The sequence below is a fragment of the Actinomycetota bacterium genome, from assembly GCA_018334075.1.
In the GTDB taxonomy this organism is placed as follows: Bacteria; Actinomycetota; Coriobacteriia; order Anaerosomatales; family UBA912; genus JAGXSC01.
On sequence record JAGXSC010000053.1, the window covers coordinates 1 to 15,727 of the forward strand.

Consider the following 15,727-nt stretch of genomic DNA (forward strand, 5'->3'; position numbering starts at 1 on the left):
AGATAGCCATCAACGGAACGCTGAGGACCGCCGCGCTGATCGCAGGCCACCTGAAGTGCTTCCAGAAAGTCGCGGTGTCCGTTTTGAGCCAGGAAAGATAGGGACACACCGCCATCAGCAGCACGAAAATGATACCGAATGGATGAGCCAGGGCATCAAAGGTATCGCGACCGTAAACTCTGCCGCCGAAAGCGGGAGACAACGTCATTGCCGCGATCACGATCGATGACAAAATCATGATGACGTTCGTAAAGTAGAACGATGCCTCTTTCGAGGTTAGCGATTCGAATTGATCGACGTTTCTAAACTCGGCGTCGCGATACCAAAGACCAATAGCTGCCAGCACAATAGGCAATACCATCATGAATCCAAACAGCCACGCCGAGAGAAGATCTTCTTGGAACGCATGTACGGATTGAATTATTCCGGAGCGTACGATAAATGTGCCAAGGATACACGCAGCGAATGTCACCGCCGCCATCATCACCGACCACCATTTGAAGCCTTCCCGCTTCCGATACACCGTGAAAGCATGAAGCAAGGCGATACCCGTAAGCTGTGGAATCAAGGATGCGTTTTCCACCGGATCCCAGGCCCAGTAGCCTCCCCAGCCCAGCACGACGTATGCCCAGATGGCACCGATTCCGTTACCAAGGGCAAGAAAGAGCCACGCAAATACGGTGATCCTGTCGGAACGAAGAACCCATTCCTTGGATCCGTCATTGACAAAAAGCGCAGCCATGGCAAAGGCGAAAGGCACCGTAAACCCTGCGTAGCCAATAAAAAGCGTGGGGGGATGCAGAATCATCGCCCAGTGCTGCAACAGTGGGTTCATGGCGGTAGTGGTTAGAAGTTCGCCACCAGGTCCAAACCACTCTGGTGGGGAGACCTTGAACGGATCATGGCCCTCGGTGAAGAGCTTGGCCAGGAAGATGCCTTGCACGACATTGATTATCGCTATTGCGATGTTGGAGAGCTGATCGGTGTATGGGAAGCGCTTCCATGCAACGTATGCCCCGAAGAGCGTGATCAACCACATCCAAAACATGAAAGAGCCTTCGCGGCCAGCCCATATCGCAGAGAGTTGAAATAGCCAGCGCAAGGGCGAGACATCGGTGGGATGATGTTGCGCCACATACATGAAGGTAAAGTCTTCTCGAAGGAAAGCCGCAACGACGATTCCGCATGCAACGGTCGCCGCGCCGGTAGCAATGAAAGTCGCATAATACCCGAGATTGGTAGCTCCTTCACCTTCCTTGGGCCCCAAAGAACGCCCCCAGAAAAGGGCTACGATAGACACTACGGTGGACACAAGCGCAAGGCCCATAAACAAGCTTCCAACTGTAGTCATATACTTACTGACGCTCCCTTCAATTGGGCACGGCGAATTACCTAGGCTCCGGTAACTCCATTACAATCGGGGCAAACAAGTTAGACCTGAAGAAAAAATATTACTGCTGCTCGGCCTCGGAAAGAGAGACAGTTACAGCGACAAACGCTCCATTTTCATCCATCTCTCCACCAAAAACCACCTGGGACCCCGAGTCCATTCCGCTGGGAAGTGCACCTTGATAGATGATCGGAACCTGGCTTCCTCCGCTATTGGTATTTTGGACCTTGAAACGGAACTCCTCGGTTACGGGCTTTATGCTGCCAGCGACCACGAATCCGGTGACCATCCTATAGCCGCCTCCGGTGCTGGCCAACAGGTCGTCAACACTAATGGCGCCTTCGATAGACTCGTAGCGCGAAGGACATTGGGTGACCATCGTGTCAGAGGTAATTTTGGTGCTGCCATCATCGAGAGTGCCGGTAATGATTGCAACTACCCCATCACCAAAAGTTGCCGGAACATTCCCCACATACTCAACTCGGATTTGTGGGCCATCAGTAGCCCCCTCATTGCGAATATCGAAGATCATCGGATCGGTCCTACGGTTCCAGGAACCTTCTATCACGGTACCCGTAACCCTGACCCTATCCCCGGAAAACTCGGTTTTACCAGCGACTTCGCTGACGGTTCTCGAATACGCCCCATCCGGTCCGGCTCCTACCAGAATCGCCGCAACGGCGAAAACGACAATGACGCTGATTCCTATGAGGCGATTACGGGCTCGTTTGTTCACTTCCGCGACTCCTTTCAGCAACTCGTCGTCGCACTTTTTGCGAAGACAACCAGAGAGCCTCGGCCAGTATAAACAGCCAGAAGCACGCACCTAGTTTTAGAGCTACCTGCCTGAACGGTGATATGATAACACCGAATACGTCAGGTAACAATTCCAAAAACTCATAACATGCATTAGCAATTTATGGGCCGAGCCAGGAGAGATCGGGCTTAAATCCAAAAGTCCCCAGGAGCTCCAGGTATTCTTCCTCTGCAAGCTCTCCGGAAGCACCTGCATAGGCCACCATAACCGCCTCGAGGACGTTGGCCCCGAAAGTCCTGCCCTCGAACCGTGGTGTAGTGGCGACCAGCAACTCCACTCCTCGGCTGGCGCAAAGCTCCACATCTGCAGGAGTAGTGGTGTTGGTGATCACCCACTTGCCTCGCATATCCCGAGGCATGAACTTCCTGACGTACTGCCAATCCCCGGCGATGATGTCCGCCCACTGGTAGAGCCGCTCGACCGAGGGCTCGCTTTTAGGTGCCCTCTCCTGCTCTCCGCCTGTGGGATAGAGCCAGGAAAACGGCATCTGCGCTGCAATCGGAGCCAATATTTTTATCGACATCACGAGCGAGGACCAGCGTTTGATCGGAACAGGTACTCCCAGCGCATATATAAGGTCGCCGAAGATCATCTGACATCCTTCGTCACGGAGGGCCTCGGCCAAACCCCATCGATCGACCGCCGAAGTCACAAGGACCTTCTTGTCTCGAAACTCAAGGCCGTGCTCATCGCGCAGGTAGCGGATAACGCCTGCTTCGATCGCGCCTTTCAGGCCGCTGCCATCGACAATCGGAGTCGAGCCGGCCGCCGCTCCAAGCTTTCTGGCCTCCCGGAAGTAGTATCTCTTGCCAGCCGCTTTGAGGTACATGTCGATTCCGCCCATGCCAAAGGCGGAAACCTTCCCGTCGTACTCGGAGAAGATCGCGGCTGCCCGCTCCAAAGAGCCGTCTGTGCCCATTCGGCCTATCTTGAAGCGCTCGCCCGCAAGGTCGATCTCCACACTATGGTCGCGCTTCGCCGAGCCGATCGATACACTCAGGACTTCCTTGATTCAGACCACCTCTCAGCCATCTTTGCCGCCTCCATCAGTGCGGCGCTGACACTCCCTGCACGCGGTTTGCGAGCACGAGCTGACAGCACATCGTCGATCACTCGCTCCAGCTCGCCGAGATCGACCTCCACGTCTGAGCGAAGCGGTGTCGAGCCAAGGGGAATACCGATAACCTCGGCGCCAAGAACGCGCTTCATAAGCTCGATGCGCCAATCGCTGGCCAGCAGGAGCACCACATCGAACTCTCTTAGCGCAGCAAGCGTCTCGAGAAGGCGGTTGAACACGTCGTATCCCGCCTCTGTCTCGATGTTCTCCCTCTGTTCCTGGGAGAACACGAGCACCATGTCCAGCCCCTTGCGCTCACCTAGCTCTTCGACGCACGAGGGATTGGCGACCGGAAAGCCCACAAGCGCGACTTTGGGCCCACGCCGGATCTCGCCCAAAGACTCCAGGAAGGAGATAAAGGTGCGCTGCACGCCAAAAGATCGTGCCACCTCCTCCTGAGTTGCGCCAGCCTCCCTCTCCGCAAGGATCTTTTCGATAGCGGTGATGAGCTTCTCGCGACTCAGGACTTTGTCGCCCACGCGAAAGAACTTCACGATTCGGCCCCAGTGTTGCGTGCATATATCAAGATAAGCCCCTTCAGGGTCAGATCGGCATCAACGTGAGTTATCGTCTCGCATATATCGGCCATCTTCTCGGCCAGTCCTCCGGTGGCCAACACCGGCGTTTGCGTGCCAAGCTCTTCCCAGATTCGGCGGACAAGCCCGTCTATCATCACCGCTTCGCCCAAGACTAGGCCTGCCTGAACACTGGCGCGAGTATTGGTTCCAATGACACGCGAAGGAGCCTCGAGATCCACCACTGACAGGCGTGCGGCCTTGCTGAACAGGGCCTCGGCGCTCGTCTCCACCCCAGGCGCGATAGCTCCGCCGAGATAAGCACCGGTTCCATCGATCACATCAAGGGTAGTTGCGGTTCCAAAATCGACGATTACCGCAGGCCCTCCAAACTCCGCGAATGCTGCGACGCTATTGGCGATGCGGTCGGCTCCAACCTCATGCGGGTTGTCATATCGAACAGACATGCCCGTTTTTAGGCCAGGCCCTACTGTCATCGGCGCCATTCCGGTAGCGGTTATCGCCAGCTCCTGGTAAACGGCCGTAAGCCGAGGAACGACACTGGCGAGCACGCAGGCATCGACGTCGCTCCAGCCTCTTCCTCCCGCTTGGAGCAGCATTCCCAACTTCACGCGCAACTCATCGGCGGTCAGAAGCGAGTTCGTGGATACTCTCCAGCAGGAGTCCAGCGCATACCCGACGCCGGGATCAGCTGCGGGTGTTGCCGAAAAAAGCCCGAACACTGTTTGGGTGTTCCCAACATCGATAGCTAGGATCATCTATCTTCCCTCTCAAAAGACGGGCAGAGCAAAGGCCTCAGCAGCCCAGGCGCCTTGCGGATAAGTCTCGACACTTGTTCAATGTTATCATCAGCAAAGGCAACAGGCGCCTATTGGATGGAGATTTTGGGATGACAGCAAGTGAGCCCCTTCCCAGAGTACTTGTCGTCGATGACGAGCAAGCGATTCTCGACTTTATATCCTACAACCTGCAAAAGGAGGGCTACGAGGTCGTCACCGCTACCGACGGTGACACCGCAGTCACTCTCGCCGAGAACTCTCCCTTCGACCTGGTTATCCTCGATATCATGCTCCCGGGCATCGACGGCTATGAGGTCTGCCGAAGGATTCGGTCGCGCTGCGATGTACCGCTGCTCTTTTTGTCCGCTCGAGACACCGAGCTCGACAAGGTTGTAGGCCTGGAGATCGGCGGAGATGACTATCTTGCAAAACCCTTCGGTATCCGCGAGTTACAGGCACGGGTGCGAGCGCTTTTACGCCGCTCCAGCCGCAACGCTCAAGAGAGCGAGGTATCTGCAGGGAAGCTTGTGGCCTCGGAGATCCTGCTGGACGAAGGAACTCACAGTGCCTATCACGGTGAAACACCCATCGAATTGACCCCGCGCGAATTCGAGTTGCTCGCCGCATTGATGCGCCGTCCGGGAATCGTGCTTAGCCGGGAACATCTCCTCAAGCAAGCGTGGAAGTGGGAGTACATTGTCGAGACAAAAACCGTCGACACACACATTAAGCGCTTGAGGGACAAGCTGGAATCAGCGGGAATCGATCCGTCTGTCATAGAAACAGTAAGGGGTTACGGCTACCGGATACAGCCCTGACCCCTAAAGCTGCCGAGGAAAACACCTTGCGTACTTCGATAAGAACACGAATGTTGCTGTCACTTCTGACTGTGGCTTTGCTCTCCGCGGGACCTCTTTCATGGTACTTCCTGAATGAGCTGCAAGCTTATGGCGTGCGCAAGCTTGAAGAGAGACTTAAAAGTGAAGCCGGGCTGGTAGCGGCGATGACGGCCTCGATCGGAATTGAGGAGCACCAGGATCTCTCGGAGGCGTTGCGCGAATCAGCACTTGAGGTCAACTCGAGCCTTATCGTGCTCGACAGCGACGGCAACCTCGTCGCGAGCTCCTTCGATGCGAGCGAGGCCCGCATAAACTACTCGCAGCGCCCCGAGGTCCGCATGGCGCTCGAGGGAGAGCGGGGTCAGCGGATGACTAGCGCTCCGGACGGACGACTGGAGCTTTTCAACGCGATCCCCATCATCCGCGATGGCGGAGTAGAGGGCGTCGCTTATGTCTCGGCGCGCACCTTCTCGATCGCAACACTCCTGCAAGACTACCTTGGCACTCTTGTGCTCCTGGCAATCGTGTTCGCGATAGCCACTTTGCTGCTCGCGGAAACTCTCGCGCGCTGGCTATCTGGGCCTCTGCGGAAACTCGAGGTCGGCGCCGAGGCTTTTGCGGCGGGTGACCTTGGAGTCCGGGTGCGGCCCGAGGGCCCACGCGAAACCAGAGCCGCCGGCGAGGCTTTCAACACGATGGCCGACCAGGTGGGCAGCATCGTCGCCGAACTGGTCAAGGAGGAGCGGCGAAAATCGCAGTTTGTTTCGGATGTCAGTCACGAACTGAAAAGTCCACTGACGGCAATTCGTGGCACGGCCGAAACTCTACTCGAAAATGACATCCCGGAGTCCGACAGACGGCGATTTCTCGCCACGATCGTAAGGGAGTCAAAGCGTCTAGCTCGGCTTGCAGAAGACCTGCTGGCGCTACAGCGCATAGAGGGTGCCACCGGCGAGTTGCCCATGCGAAGAGTCAACCTGCTTGAGGTCGCGCAAGGCGCAATCGAAGGCCTCGCGCACAACGCCGCAGAGCGGCAGGTAACGATATCGCTGAGCGGAAACCCGCCCGCGGTTCTCGGCGATCCCGATCGTCTGCAGCAGGTGATAACCAACATCGTCGATAACGCTGTGCGACACACGCCTGCCGGAGGGAGGGTGACTCTGGAGCTCGGTCGCGACGAAACTCACACGCTGGTTTCCGTCTCCGATGAAGGCCCTGGCATTCCGGAAGAGTCCCTGCCCTACATATTCGACCGCTTCTATCGCGCTCAGACGAGCCGGGACCGCGCTACCGGAGGCGCCGGTTTGGGGCTCGCCATCGCCCGCTCCATCATCGTGCGTCATGCAGGAGAGATTACCGCGACCAACATAGAAGGCCGCGGAGCCCGGTTCACCTTCAGGTTGCCGTCACTCAAAGATTGATCCGAGTGGTAGACGGATGGATCTGCTCAAACAGTTCGGCGGTGTCGGGATGACAGGTAAAGAGTATGACCTGCCTTTTCGACGAGAGCTCCGAGATCGCCTTAGCTGTGCGCTCTCTTCGCACCGGATCGGCGTTCACCAGAATGTCGTCCATCAGAACCGGTAGCCCTTCACCTATGCCGTACAACGTCTCTACCAGTGCAAAACGCAGCGCTAGGTAGAGCTGCTGAACCGTTCCGGTCGAAAGCTCGGATGAAGGAATCGCCTCCGTTTGCTGATCGAAGACCATAAACCCTCCCTCGTCGGGAGCGGCTATGCCGGAATACTTGCCGGCGGTGATCCTGGTGAATATCTCGCCAGCTTTGCGAATCACCTCGGGCTGACGCGCTTGCCGATGGTGATCCTGGGCGCACGCGATCAGGCGAGCCGCAATCGCTGAGGCCGCATAGCTGTCGACAAGCTCGGCTCTTCGCTCTTGCGCCTCGGCGAGCCGCAATCGCCTCTCTGCCATCGTGGAATCCTGCGTCGCCAAATCAAGTACTTGAGTCAGTGCCGTGTGCTCCTGGTGCAATGTGTCGTAATCCTCGTTTGCCTTGCGCAAAACTTCGCCGGCGCTCTCGGCCAGCGAACTCAACTGCCACTCCTCATCCGTCGCGACATCGCAACTAGCCAGCACGTCTTCGATCTCCGAAGCGCTATTCTCCCGCTTTCGCTTTGCGCTTTCGATAAGGCCTTTTAGACGATCCGCATCGCGAGCGGCGGCCTCACGGGCCCGTGCAGCCACCATGGTCTCATTGAGCTTTTTGCGAAGCGCCTCCGCGTGCATGGGCACATCCTGGAGCTCTGAATCGCTTAGCCCGGGTGCGAGATCCCCACCTGCGGCACTCAGCCGCCCTTTATACTGCTGGCACCACTCTTCATCCCTGGCTCTGGCGTTTAGCACCTTGTCGCTGTCGAGGCACACATCTCGCCACTGCTTTATCGCCGAGGCGACGGTAGACACAGCCGCCGGATCCTCGCCTGAGAACGCCAGCCCCCGGGCGCCAAGCCACGTTCTCCACTCACCCCGAACATCACTGAGCCTCTCGACGTGTGCTTCGGCCTTCTTCCGAGCGGTCATAGCCTGCGCCTCGAGATTGCCTGCCGAGAGGTCGCTAGTCACTGCGGCCCCGCTTCCCCGAGCAAGCCAGAGGTGCAAGCCGACACCAAGTGCAGCCAGCGCAAATCCGGCTACGGCGAGAAGGACCTCGCCGAGGAGGGCACCGGCGAGAAGGAGCAGCAACCCCACGCCAAACAAAATGGCTGCTGGGAGCCTTTGAGGCGAAGTCATCTCAGCGGCAACAGCAGGTGGAGGCGTAAAGCACCTGAGCGCCATCTCCGCCTCATCGGCATCCCTGGAGCTCAGATCACAAGCGGCCTGAAATCCAGCGAGCTGCTCGCGCCACTTCTCGATTCCCGCCATCGTCTCCGGACCTATGTCCGCTTCGGAAGCCTGAGCTGAATCTAGAGCGACGTCAGACAAGATGCGCTCGGCTTTTGCGGATAGCGCTGCGAGCTCCTGATCGTGAGCGCCAATAGCGGCAAGCCTCTGGCGAAAGCCTGAGAGCTCGGCGATGACCGGCTCCAGCTGGGAAGCGCGCTCTAAAACTCTCTGGTCCACAGTGACTTGCTGCAGCTGTGCAAGCTTCTCGGCATACTCGGACTCATACCCCTCCATCTCTTCAGCTATCTCAACCAGGCGCCTTTTCCCGTTCTCGAAGCGTTCGATCGCCAGGGCGTACTGATGGGACGCTGAGCGCGCTTTCTCGCGCGTCTCTAGCGCCTCACCCAGCCTGACGCCCAGCTCATCGAGGCGTTGCCGCTCGGAGGCGAAATCGGCTGCGGCTGCCTCAAGCTGGGCAAGCTCGCCGCTTAGCTCCTTGATCTCTGCCTTGAGCTTGTTGTACTGAGTCTTCAAGGTGGCAGTCGCTTTTTCGAACTCCTTTTTGACATCCGCAGGACTTACCGCTGAGCCGGTTTGCGCTGCATAAAGCCGAGAGAGCACGCCATCCCCGGACATGCGGCCGTCCTCGATCTGGGCGAGCTCCGAGAGTCCGAAGCCAAACACCACCCTGTACGTCCCTTCAATCACGCCCTTTGTCAGGCAACCCAGAAGATCCGGATACTCCGAGCCCTCCAGGGTGGTAACTTTGACCGCCCCGCCGTGTGCTCCCTCGATTCGCTCGATAGACCACTCGCCATTATCGTCGGTAAAAACAAGACGCCCGAGGCGTTTTCCCGCCAAAGATAGGTAGGGCGACTCGGCCTTCCGCTTGCCGACATACCCAAAGAGCGCCTGCCGGACGAAGTTGACGATCGTGGTCTTGCCGGCCTCATTCGGTCCGACCACGACGTTGAGCCCTTCCGAGAAATCCCCGAACGATGAGTGCTGCAACCGGCCGAATCGCGTGACCTCGACGCGCTTGAGTCTCATCTGTCATCCTCCGTCATGAATCGACCTACCGCCAGGTTGCGGGCCCGCTGAACCAGCTCCTCGGCGTCGCTGTCAAAGCATTTGAGAGCCTTGTCGAGATCTTCGAGCGCTTCATCGAGGAGCTTTCGCGCCGTCGCCGGAGTCAGCATCTCATCTGCGATTCGGATCATGTCCCCGGTGAAATCTTCGGCATCCCGAAGAAAATCTATATCCAGCTCAGGCTCGATCTGGTTGTACGCCCTCTGAATCCACACCCATGGTGAGCGCTGTAGCTGCTCTTCCCGAAGCTCCTCAACGAGTTCGTCCAGCGCAAAGCCCCTGGAAACGTGCTGGTAGACCTCACTTCGACCTTTAAGGTACACGCGCAAGATGACAGGAAGACCGTTTGCCTCCCGACTTTTATCTTCGCACGCGTCCCTGATCGCGGAGGTGAGGCCTTCAATATCAGATACGCCGAGAACATCGATGTCCGCGCGCTCCCAGCGCACCGAGGCTGTTTCGACGAACCTCTCGGAGAGCACCTTGCCCCTGTCCATCGTCACGATCCAGCACCCGTGCGCTCCCGTCTCCTTCGGATTCAGCCCTTGGGGGCTCCCGCAATAACGAATGCGTGGATTCTCGGCGAGATCGGCCGGCTTGTGAATGTGACCGAGCGCCCAGTAGTCCATCCGCGCAGCCCGAAGGTCATCGAGCGAGCACGGCGCATATGGCTCGTAATCCATCTGGCCGCCTACGTTCGCGTGCAATACGCCAATCGCGGTCTCATCGGCGTCGTTGCGTGAAAACCTCTTCGCCAGATTCTCCGTCACCGCCGCCGTGCGATAGCCTTGGCCGTAGAGCGCGCAGAGAACTCGGCCTTCGGTATCCCGATGCTCGATGCGCTCAACCGTGGCGCAATCAAAGTAGCGGACGTTGTCCGGCATCTTGAGACCCGCCGAGAACCCGTCGGCGGGATCGTGGTTACCGTGGACCAGATACACCTGGATGCCCGCACTGTCGAGTCGCTCCATCACTGAACGGAAGCGAAACTGGGCTCTCACGCTCTTGTCTCGGCTGTTATAGACATCTCCCGAGAGAAGCACAAACGCTACGCGGCTCTCAATGGCGATAGTAGCTATCTTGTCGAAAGCCTCGTATGTGGCGCGCACCAAGGTCTCGCGCACTCTGTCGTCTCTGGCGCTTATGCCGGCAAAGGGCGCGTCAAGGTGCACATCTCCGGCGTGTACGAAGGTAAACGGTCGGCCCATTGCTTGTCCCTCTCGGATATCGGTTGCTGATCTACTTCAGCAATCATAACCAGAGGGTCTGACATGGCAAGCGATAAGGGTGTTTACGCCTGGGAGTTGACCACTGCCACGCCTGCTCGACGCAGTGAAGCGGCCACGCCCACGGCAACAACGGCTTTAGCGGCATCGAGCGCGATGAATGGCGCGACTCCCGCCACGAAAGCTGCAGATGGAGAGAGGCCCAGCACCATCATGAGCTGAAACCAGCCCAGCAGGTAAATCACTACGATGCCGACGGCGCACCCTATTGCATCCGCTGCCAGCTGACCGATTTTCGAGACAAGAGCGCGGCAGATAAGCGAGACCAGGAGCGCGGCGGCGGCAAACCCGAAAAGATAGCCGCCGGTCGGGCCCAACAAAACCCCCATGCCGGAAGCGAAGTTCGCGAACACCGGAACGCCGGCCGCGCCAAGCAGCAGATAGGCTCCTATCGCCGCAAGCGCGGGAACGGGCCTTAGGAGCAGTCCGGCAAGCAGGACCGCGAATACCTGGAGGGTTATGGGCACTGTACCTAGCGGAATCGTAATCCATGCCGAGGCGGCTATCATCGCGGCGAACAGGCCGATTACGGTTATCTCCCTGACGCTGAAGTAGCTACGACCTCTCTTTGCTGTGCCCTCACGCATGCTGTGCCTCCGTTTGTAAACTCGCTATTAGAATGCGGTTTACAATACCAGACCTGCATGCAGTGTCAACGAGCGCCTTTCAGCGTGACGTCGCCCGCCGAGAGGGCCACCTTTTTCCCGGAGTAGTCCTCGACAAGCAGGCGTCCCGTGTGGTCGATTCCACGGGCCCTCCCCGAACTGCAGATGGCGCCCGCAATATCTCGAACGACCACCTCCTCGCCTGTAAGTGTCGACAGGCTCTCATACTCGGCACGTAAAGCCTCGAAACCGTCCCTCTCGAAGTGGATGTACGCCGAGGCCACCCCATCCAAAATGGCTGCCGCAACTGCAGGAAGCAAAAGCCGATCCTGCTTGCCAACCGCCTCCGACAAGTAAGCGGCCCCCTCAAGGCGGCCAGAGCCCGGCCTGACATTCACGCCTACGCCCGCGACTATCCACTCTACCTGGTCCACCTCGGCGGAAACCTCTACCAGTATGCCGGCAACCTTGCGCGAGCCGATCACGAGGTCGTTTGGCCACTTGAGCTTCGCATCTGCGCCCAGGCGCCTGAGTCCCCTGGCGACACCAACTGAGATGACCAGCGCAATCGGAGCCAGATCGGCGAGCGCGATCTGTGGCCTTAGCACCGCCGAGAGATACACGCCTCCTTCGGGGGACTCCCAGTTTCGCCCAAAGCGCCCACGCCCCTTCTGCTGGTGCGAAGCGAGAACAACCGTGCCGGAAGGGCAGCCCTTTGCCGCGAGCTTTCGAGCGTCATCGTTGGTCGAGCCGGTCGAAGCGCCGCCTTCAAAACGAACCCACAGCGGCTCACTGACCAAAGCGGCGACCTCTGCCGGCAGCGGAATATCCGGGGCCATTGACATTGAGTATCCCGAACCCGTGAATGCGGATACCTCATACCCGAGCGCTCTTAGCGCCTTGATGTGCTTGGCCACCGCCGCCCGGCTGATTCCCAGTCGCGAGGCAAGAAACTCTCCTGAAACCACGGTTCCTCGGGCCTCTCGAAGAGCCTCCAAGATCAACTGTCGGCTGCTCATGAATCATCTTTCTTTTCCGAGGCAGCAGAGTGTGGTACCGCATCGTCATCCTGGTGAGCGTGCTCGTCCTTTTCATGAAGGTACTCCTCGAGCACCTCTTCCCTTCGGTGAGCGAAATAGCGTCTGCGCCCCAGGACAAGAAGAACCGCCAAGCTGGTAAAGATGATCAATCCGAGTACACCGAAACCGCGCGCCACATTAAGCGCCCAGTCGAAGTTCTCGCCGACAAAAACGCCGATTGCGACCATCAATGAAGTCTGGGCTATCGCGGAGAGCAACGTCCACCCCTGGAAGTGGAGAATGGGCATCCTGCTTGCCCCCGCAATGACAGGAACGAAGTGCTTGAGCCCTGTGGCAAACCGCGAAAAGAAGAGCGCCCGGGGACCATAGATGTTGAAGTACGCCTCGGCTTGCGCGATACGCTCTTCTGTAAAGTGGAAGCGGTGGCCATGCTTCGTCAGCGCGGGGCGCCCGCCCTTCCTCCCAAATAGATACGATATGTTGCAGCCGATCATTGTTCCAATCACGGAAAGCGTCCATACCAGCCAAAGAGAGAGCGTGCTGCGCTCGGGCGAGGCCATAAACGCCGCAGAGATCACGACCGTATCTCCCGGCGTAAACGTACCTATCAGAAAAACGTTCTCAAAGATGGTGAAGAATACGACCAGGTGATAGCCCCAGGTGTCCAGAAGACCCAAGGCCCAGTCAACGATAGGAATTCCCGTAATAGCGTTCATGTCATCGCGCCAATTCGTCGAGTCCAAAATCGATAGGCGCAGCAAGCGTCAAGGCGCTTGAAGACACCCTATCAACACCGGTTGCGCGCAATCGCGCCAGGCGATCGAAGGTGATCGACCCGCTGGCCTCTGTGAGTACCGGCAGACCTGTTTTCCTGGAAACCTCACGCACAGCAGCCACAGCGGCCGCGAGAGTTTCGTCATCCATGTTATCCAACAGCACCATATCAGCCCCTGAAAGTGCAGCTTCTACCGCTTGTTCGACTGTGTCGGCCTCGACCTCTAGCTTCAGATCAAAAGCGGCCGAGCGAAGAGCGACAACCGTCTTGGTAATGCTACCCAAAAAGGTCAGGTGATTATCTTTGACGAGCGCCATATCGTACAAGCCATACCGATGATTGCTCGCACCACCTATCGCAACCGCATATTTGGACATTACTCGCAAACCCGGTGCCGTTTTACGCGTATCGACCACAATAAGGTCCTTACCAGCCTCAATCTGCCAACGGTGAGCCTCAGTCGCGATCCCTGAAAGCATCATTAGCGCATTGAGCGCACTGCGCTCGCCGGCGAGCACGACCCGTGCGTTTCCCGTCACCTCGGCGATCCGGGCGCCCTGTGTCACAGATGCGCCTTCATCGACGAGGGCCTCGATCTCGACAGCACCTGCAAGCCCCGCCGCCGAGGAGAGCATCGACCAAGCACGCCGGACAACAGGTAAGCCGCATACAACCCCTTCCTCGCGGGCGACGATATGCCCTGTAAACCGCGCATCGTGCGGAACGATGGCGGCGGAAGTGACATCCCTGCCGAGAAGATCCGGCACGCCGCCTGGGACTCGCAGGGCCGAACTAGCGACGCCCAGATCCTCCGAGAGGGACGCGACGACCAGCGCATCGATCGCTTCGGCGAGCATGCTCTCCATCCTCATCGGCTGTCGTCCCCCGCAGGCTCGAAGCACGGAGGGCTACCGTGCCGCCATACGGTGTGGCCGAGCCACTTTGTGTCTTCTCGGCATGGAAAATCGTCGCGATAGTGCGCGCCTCTACTCTCTTCACGCATAGCCGCAGCGCGCGAGATCAACATCCCTACTGTAAGGAGGTTTCGCGCCTCCAGGAGATCTGTCGAGTCCGCCGAGGAAATCCAGCCTGGCGGCACGGAGCTTCTGTTCGCACCCGAACGGCAGAACAGGCCTTCCAGCGAGCGGGTGAGACGAGCGATCTCGTCAAGCGCTGCCGCAAGAGAGTCCGCCGAACGCGTGACCCCTACATGCCTTGACATCGTCTCTTGCAACTTGTCTCGCAGCTCCTTTGGCTGGAGTTGCTCCGCATGGCTCGTGGCAGATGATCCACTCGGCGGCTTGTGGCCGGTGAACCGCACATCCGGCTCAGAGGCGCGCCTGACATCGCCGGACACCTCCGGCGCGATTGTGGGCTCGCCATCTTCCAGCAAAGCGCGTGCTATCCTTCTGGAGAACACAAGCCCTTCGAGCAGCGAGTTGCTGGCCAGGCGATTCGCTCCATGCAATCCGCTTGCGGCGACCTCGCCGGTCGCGTAAAGCCCGGGAAGCGAAGTGCGTCCGTCGATATCGACTTTGGCCCCTCCGATCATGTAGTGCGCGGTCGGAGCCACAGGGACCAGATCACGGGAGATGTCGTACCCTGCCTCCAGGCACCTCTCCCAGATCGTCGGAAATCGCTGCTTGAGATAGTCGCCGCCGAGATGGCGTGCGTCGAGCCAGACATTCGGCCGCTCGCAGCGCGCCATCACCCTCTCGATCTCTCTGCTAACGACATCGCGCGGAGCAAGCTCCGCCAGAGGGTGCGCCTGGGGCATGAAGCGATTCTCCGAGCAGTCCAGAAGATAAGCGCCTTCGCCGCGCAAGGCCTCGGTGATCAGGAACTTTGGGTTTGACGCATGGTCGAGCACGGTTGGATGAAACTGCACAAACTCCATGTCCGATATCTCGACACCCGCTCGCCATGCCGCGGCTACGCCATCGCCGGTTGCAATCGTCGGGTTGGTGGTCATGCGATATACCTGCCCGCATCCTCCGGTCGCCAGAACAACCGCATCCGCGAAAAACGCCTCCGTGCGTCCACCGCGCATGTCGCGGACGAGCGCTCCTGTGCAGCGGCCTTTGTCGACAAGCATGTCCACAAGAAAACGCTCCTCAAGAAGCTCGACGCTCGGCAGACCCCGCACGTGGCGAGAGAGGGCGTCTTGCACCGCTGCGCCGGTCGCGTCGCCGGAGTGCAGGATTCTCGGAAGGGAGTGTCCTCCTTCAAGCGCCAGACTGACCCGACCGTTCACATCAAGGTCGAAGGCTACGCCCAGCGACTGCAGCTCCGCCAACGCCTCCGCGGCCTCTTCCACGACCGCGCGGACGACCCTTTCGTCGTTGATGCCTTGCCCAACCACAAGCGTGTCGGCAAGGTGCAGCTCAACAGAGTCGGCCTCCCCGACCGCGCCGGCGATCCCTCCCTGCGCATGCCACGTGCTCGTCTCTTCCAGTCGCGCCTTAGTGACCAGCGTGACCTTACGCTTCTCGGCAAGTGCCGAGGCTGCGGTCAAACCCGCGATACCGCTACCGATGACAAGCACGTCGACGCGGCGAATTGCCAGCCGCTCTGTGTCCAGCCGCTCTACATCGCGCCTGCCCGGCACAA

At 58.8% G+C, this 15,727-nt stretch carries 14 protein-coding genes; 2 read left to right on the forward strand and 12 right to left on the reverse strand.

Annotated elements, in window-relative coordinates; genetic code table 11:
- From ccsA to KGZ89_06905, 5 genes are all read right to left on the reverse strand, one after another.
- A partial coding sequence (gene ccsA / locus KGZ89_06885; GenBank protein ID MBS3974571.1) for a cytochrome c biogenesis protein CcsA occupies window positions 1-1,351 on the reverse strand: 1,351 nt, incomplete at its 3' end.
- A gap of 100 nt (window positions 1,352-1,451) precedes the next feature.
- The gene (locus tag KGZ89_06890) at window positions 1,452-2,126 is read right to left on the reverse strand and encodes a cytochrome c maturation protein CcmE (GenBank protein MBS3974572.1); all 675 of its coding nucleotides are present in this window, start codon (window positions 2,124-2,126) and stop codon (window positions 1,452-1,454) included.
- A gap of 181 nt (window positions 2,127-2,307) precedes the next feature.
- The gene (locus KGZ89_06895; protein ID MBS3974573.1) at window positions 2,308-3,219 is read right to left on the reverse strand and encodes a quinate 5-dehydrogenase; all 912 of its coding nucleotides are present in this window, start codon (window positions 3,217-3,219) and stop codon (window positions 2,308-2,310) included.
- On the reverse strand, window positions 3,204-3,818 hold the full coding sequence (locus KGZ89_06900) for a transcriptional regulator (GenBank protein MBS3974574.1): 615 nt from the start codon (window positions 3,816-3,818) through the stop codon (window positions 3,204-3,206). Before KGZ89_06900 ends, KGZ89_06895 begins: the two co-directional genes overlap by 16 nt.
- Window positions 3,815-4,618 carry a type III pantothenate kinase gene (locus KGZ89_06905; GenBank protein ID MBS3974575.1) on the reverse strand — a complete coding sequence of 268 codons (804 nt, stop codon included), beginning with the start codon at window positions 4,616-4,618 and terminating at the stop codon, window positions 3,815-3,817. Before KGZ89_06905 ends, KGZ89_06900 begins: the two co-directional genes overlap by 4 nt.
- A gap of 131 nt (window positions 4,619-4,749) precedes the next feature.
- Between KGZ89_06905 and KGZ89_06910 the strand changes: the two genes are divergently transcribed.
- Window positions 4,750-5,457, forward strand: a complete 708-nt coding sequence (locus tag KGZ89_06910; protein ID MBS3974576.1) for a response regulator transcription factor — start codon at window positions 4,750-4,752, stop codon at window positions 5,455-5,457.
- 50 nt (window positions 5,458-5,507) lie between these two features.
- The gene (locus tag KGZ89_06915) at window positions 5,508-6,899 is read left to right on the forward strand and encodes a HAMP domain-containing protein (GenBank protein ID MBS3974577.1); all 1,392 of its coding nucleotides are present in this window, start codon (window positions 5,508-5,510) and stop codon (window positions 6,897-6,899) included.
- Here KGZ89_06915 and KGZ89_06920 read toward each other — a convergent pair.
- The 7 genes from KGZ89_06920 to nadB form a co-directional block, all read right to left on the reverse strand.
- The gene (locus KGZ89_06920) at window positions 6,889-9,372 is read right to left on the reverse strand and encodes an AAA family ATPase (protein ID MBS3974578.1); all 2,484 of its coding nucleotides are present in this window, start codon (window positions 9,370-9,372) and stop codon (window positions 6,889-6,891) included. The genes KGZ89_06915 and KGZ89_06920 overlap by 11 nt on opposite strands.
- On the reverse strand, window positions 9,369-10,619 hold the full coding sequence (locus tag KGZ89_06925) for a DNA repair exonuclease (GenBank protein MBS3974579.1): 1,251 nt from the start codon (window positions 10,617-10,619) through the stop codon (window positions 9,369-9,371). Before KGZ89_06925 ends, KGZ89_06920 begins: the two co-directional genes overlap by 4 nt.
- 83 nt (window positions 10,620-10,702) lie before the next feature.
- Entirely contained in the window at window positions 10,703-11,284 is a 582-nt protein-coding gene (locus tag KGZ89_06930) for a biotin transporter BioY (protein MBS3974580.1), read from the reverse strand.
- Between the two features lie 65 nt (window positions 11,285-11,349).
- Window positions 11,350-12,321 carry a biotin--[acetyl-CoA-carboxylase] ligase gene (locus KGZ89_06935; protein MBS3974581.1) on the reverse strand — a complete coding sequence of 324 codons (972 nt, stop codon included), beginning with the start codon at window positions 12,319-12,321 and terminating at the stop codon, window positions 11,350-11,352.
- Window positions 12,318-13,058, reverse strand: coding sequence for a DedA family protein (locus tag KGZ89_06940; GenBank protein ID MBS3974582.1), 741 nt, complete (start codon window positions 13,056-13,058; stop codon window positions 12,318-12,320). The genes KGZ89_06935 and KGZ89_06940 overlap by 4 nt, the downstream gene beginning before the upstream one ends.
- Window position 13,059: 1 nt before the next feature.
- On the reverse strand, window positions 13,060-13,989 hold the full coding sequence (gene nadC / locus KGZ89_06945) for a carboxylating nicotinate-nucleotide diphosphorylase (protein ID MBS3974583.1): 930 nt from the start codon (window positions 13,987-13,989) through the stop codon (window positions 13,060-13,062).
- Entirely contained in the window at window positions 13,986-15,698 is a 1,713-nt protein-coding gene (gene nadB / locus KGZ89_06950; GenBank protein MBS3974584.1) for an L-aspartate oxidase, read from the reverse strand. The genes nadC and nadB overlap by 4 nt, the downstream gene beginning before the upstream one ends.
- Window positions 15,699-15,727 lie beyond the last annotated feature (29 nt).

Coding starts and splice junctions, on each gene's coding strand:
- KGZ89_06905 (MBS3974575.1), bottom strand. CDS start 4,618: ATGATCCTAGCTATCGATGTTGGGAACACCCAAACAGTGTTCGGGCTT.
- KGZ89_06910 (MBS3974576.1), top strand. CDS start 4,750: ATGACAGCAAGTGAGCCCCTTCCCAGAGTACTTGTCGTCGATGACGAG.
- KGZ89_06915 (MBS3974577.1), top strand. CDS start 5,508: ATGTTGCTGTCACTTCTGACTGTGGCTTTGCTCTCCGCGGGACCTCTT.
- KGZ89_06920 (MBS3974578.1), bottom strand. CDS start 9,372: ATGAGACTCAAGCGCGTCGAGGTCACGCGATTCGGCCGGTTGCAGCAC.
- KGZ89_06925 (MBS3974579.1), bottom strand. CDS start 10,619: ATGGGCCGACCGTTTACCTTCGTACACGCCGGAGATGTGCACCTTGAC.
- KGZ89_06930 (MBS3974580.1), bottom strand. CDS start 11,284: ATGCGTGAGGGCACAGCAAAGAGAGGTCGTAGCTACTTCAGCGTCAGG.
- KGZ89_06935 (MBS3974581.1), bottom strand. CDS start 12,321: ATGAGCAGCCGACAGTTGATCTTGGAGGCTCTTCGAGAGGCCCGAGGA.
- KGZ89_06940 (MBS3974582.1), bottom strand. CDS start 13,058: ATGAACGCTATTACGGGAATTCCTATCGTTGACTGGGCCTTGGGTCTT.
- nadC (MBS3974583.1), bottom strand. CDS start 13,989: ATGAGGATGGAGAGCATGCTCGCCGAAGCGATCGATGCGCTGGTCGTC.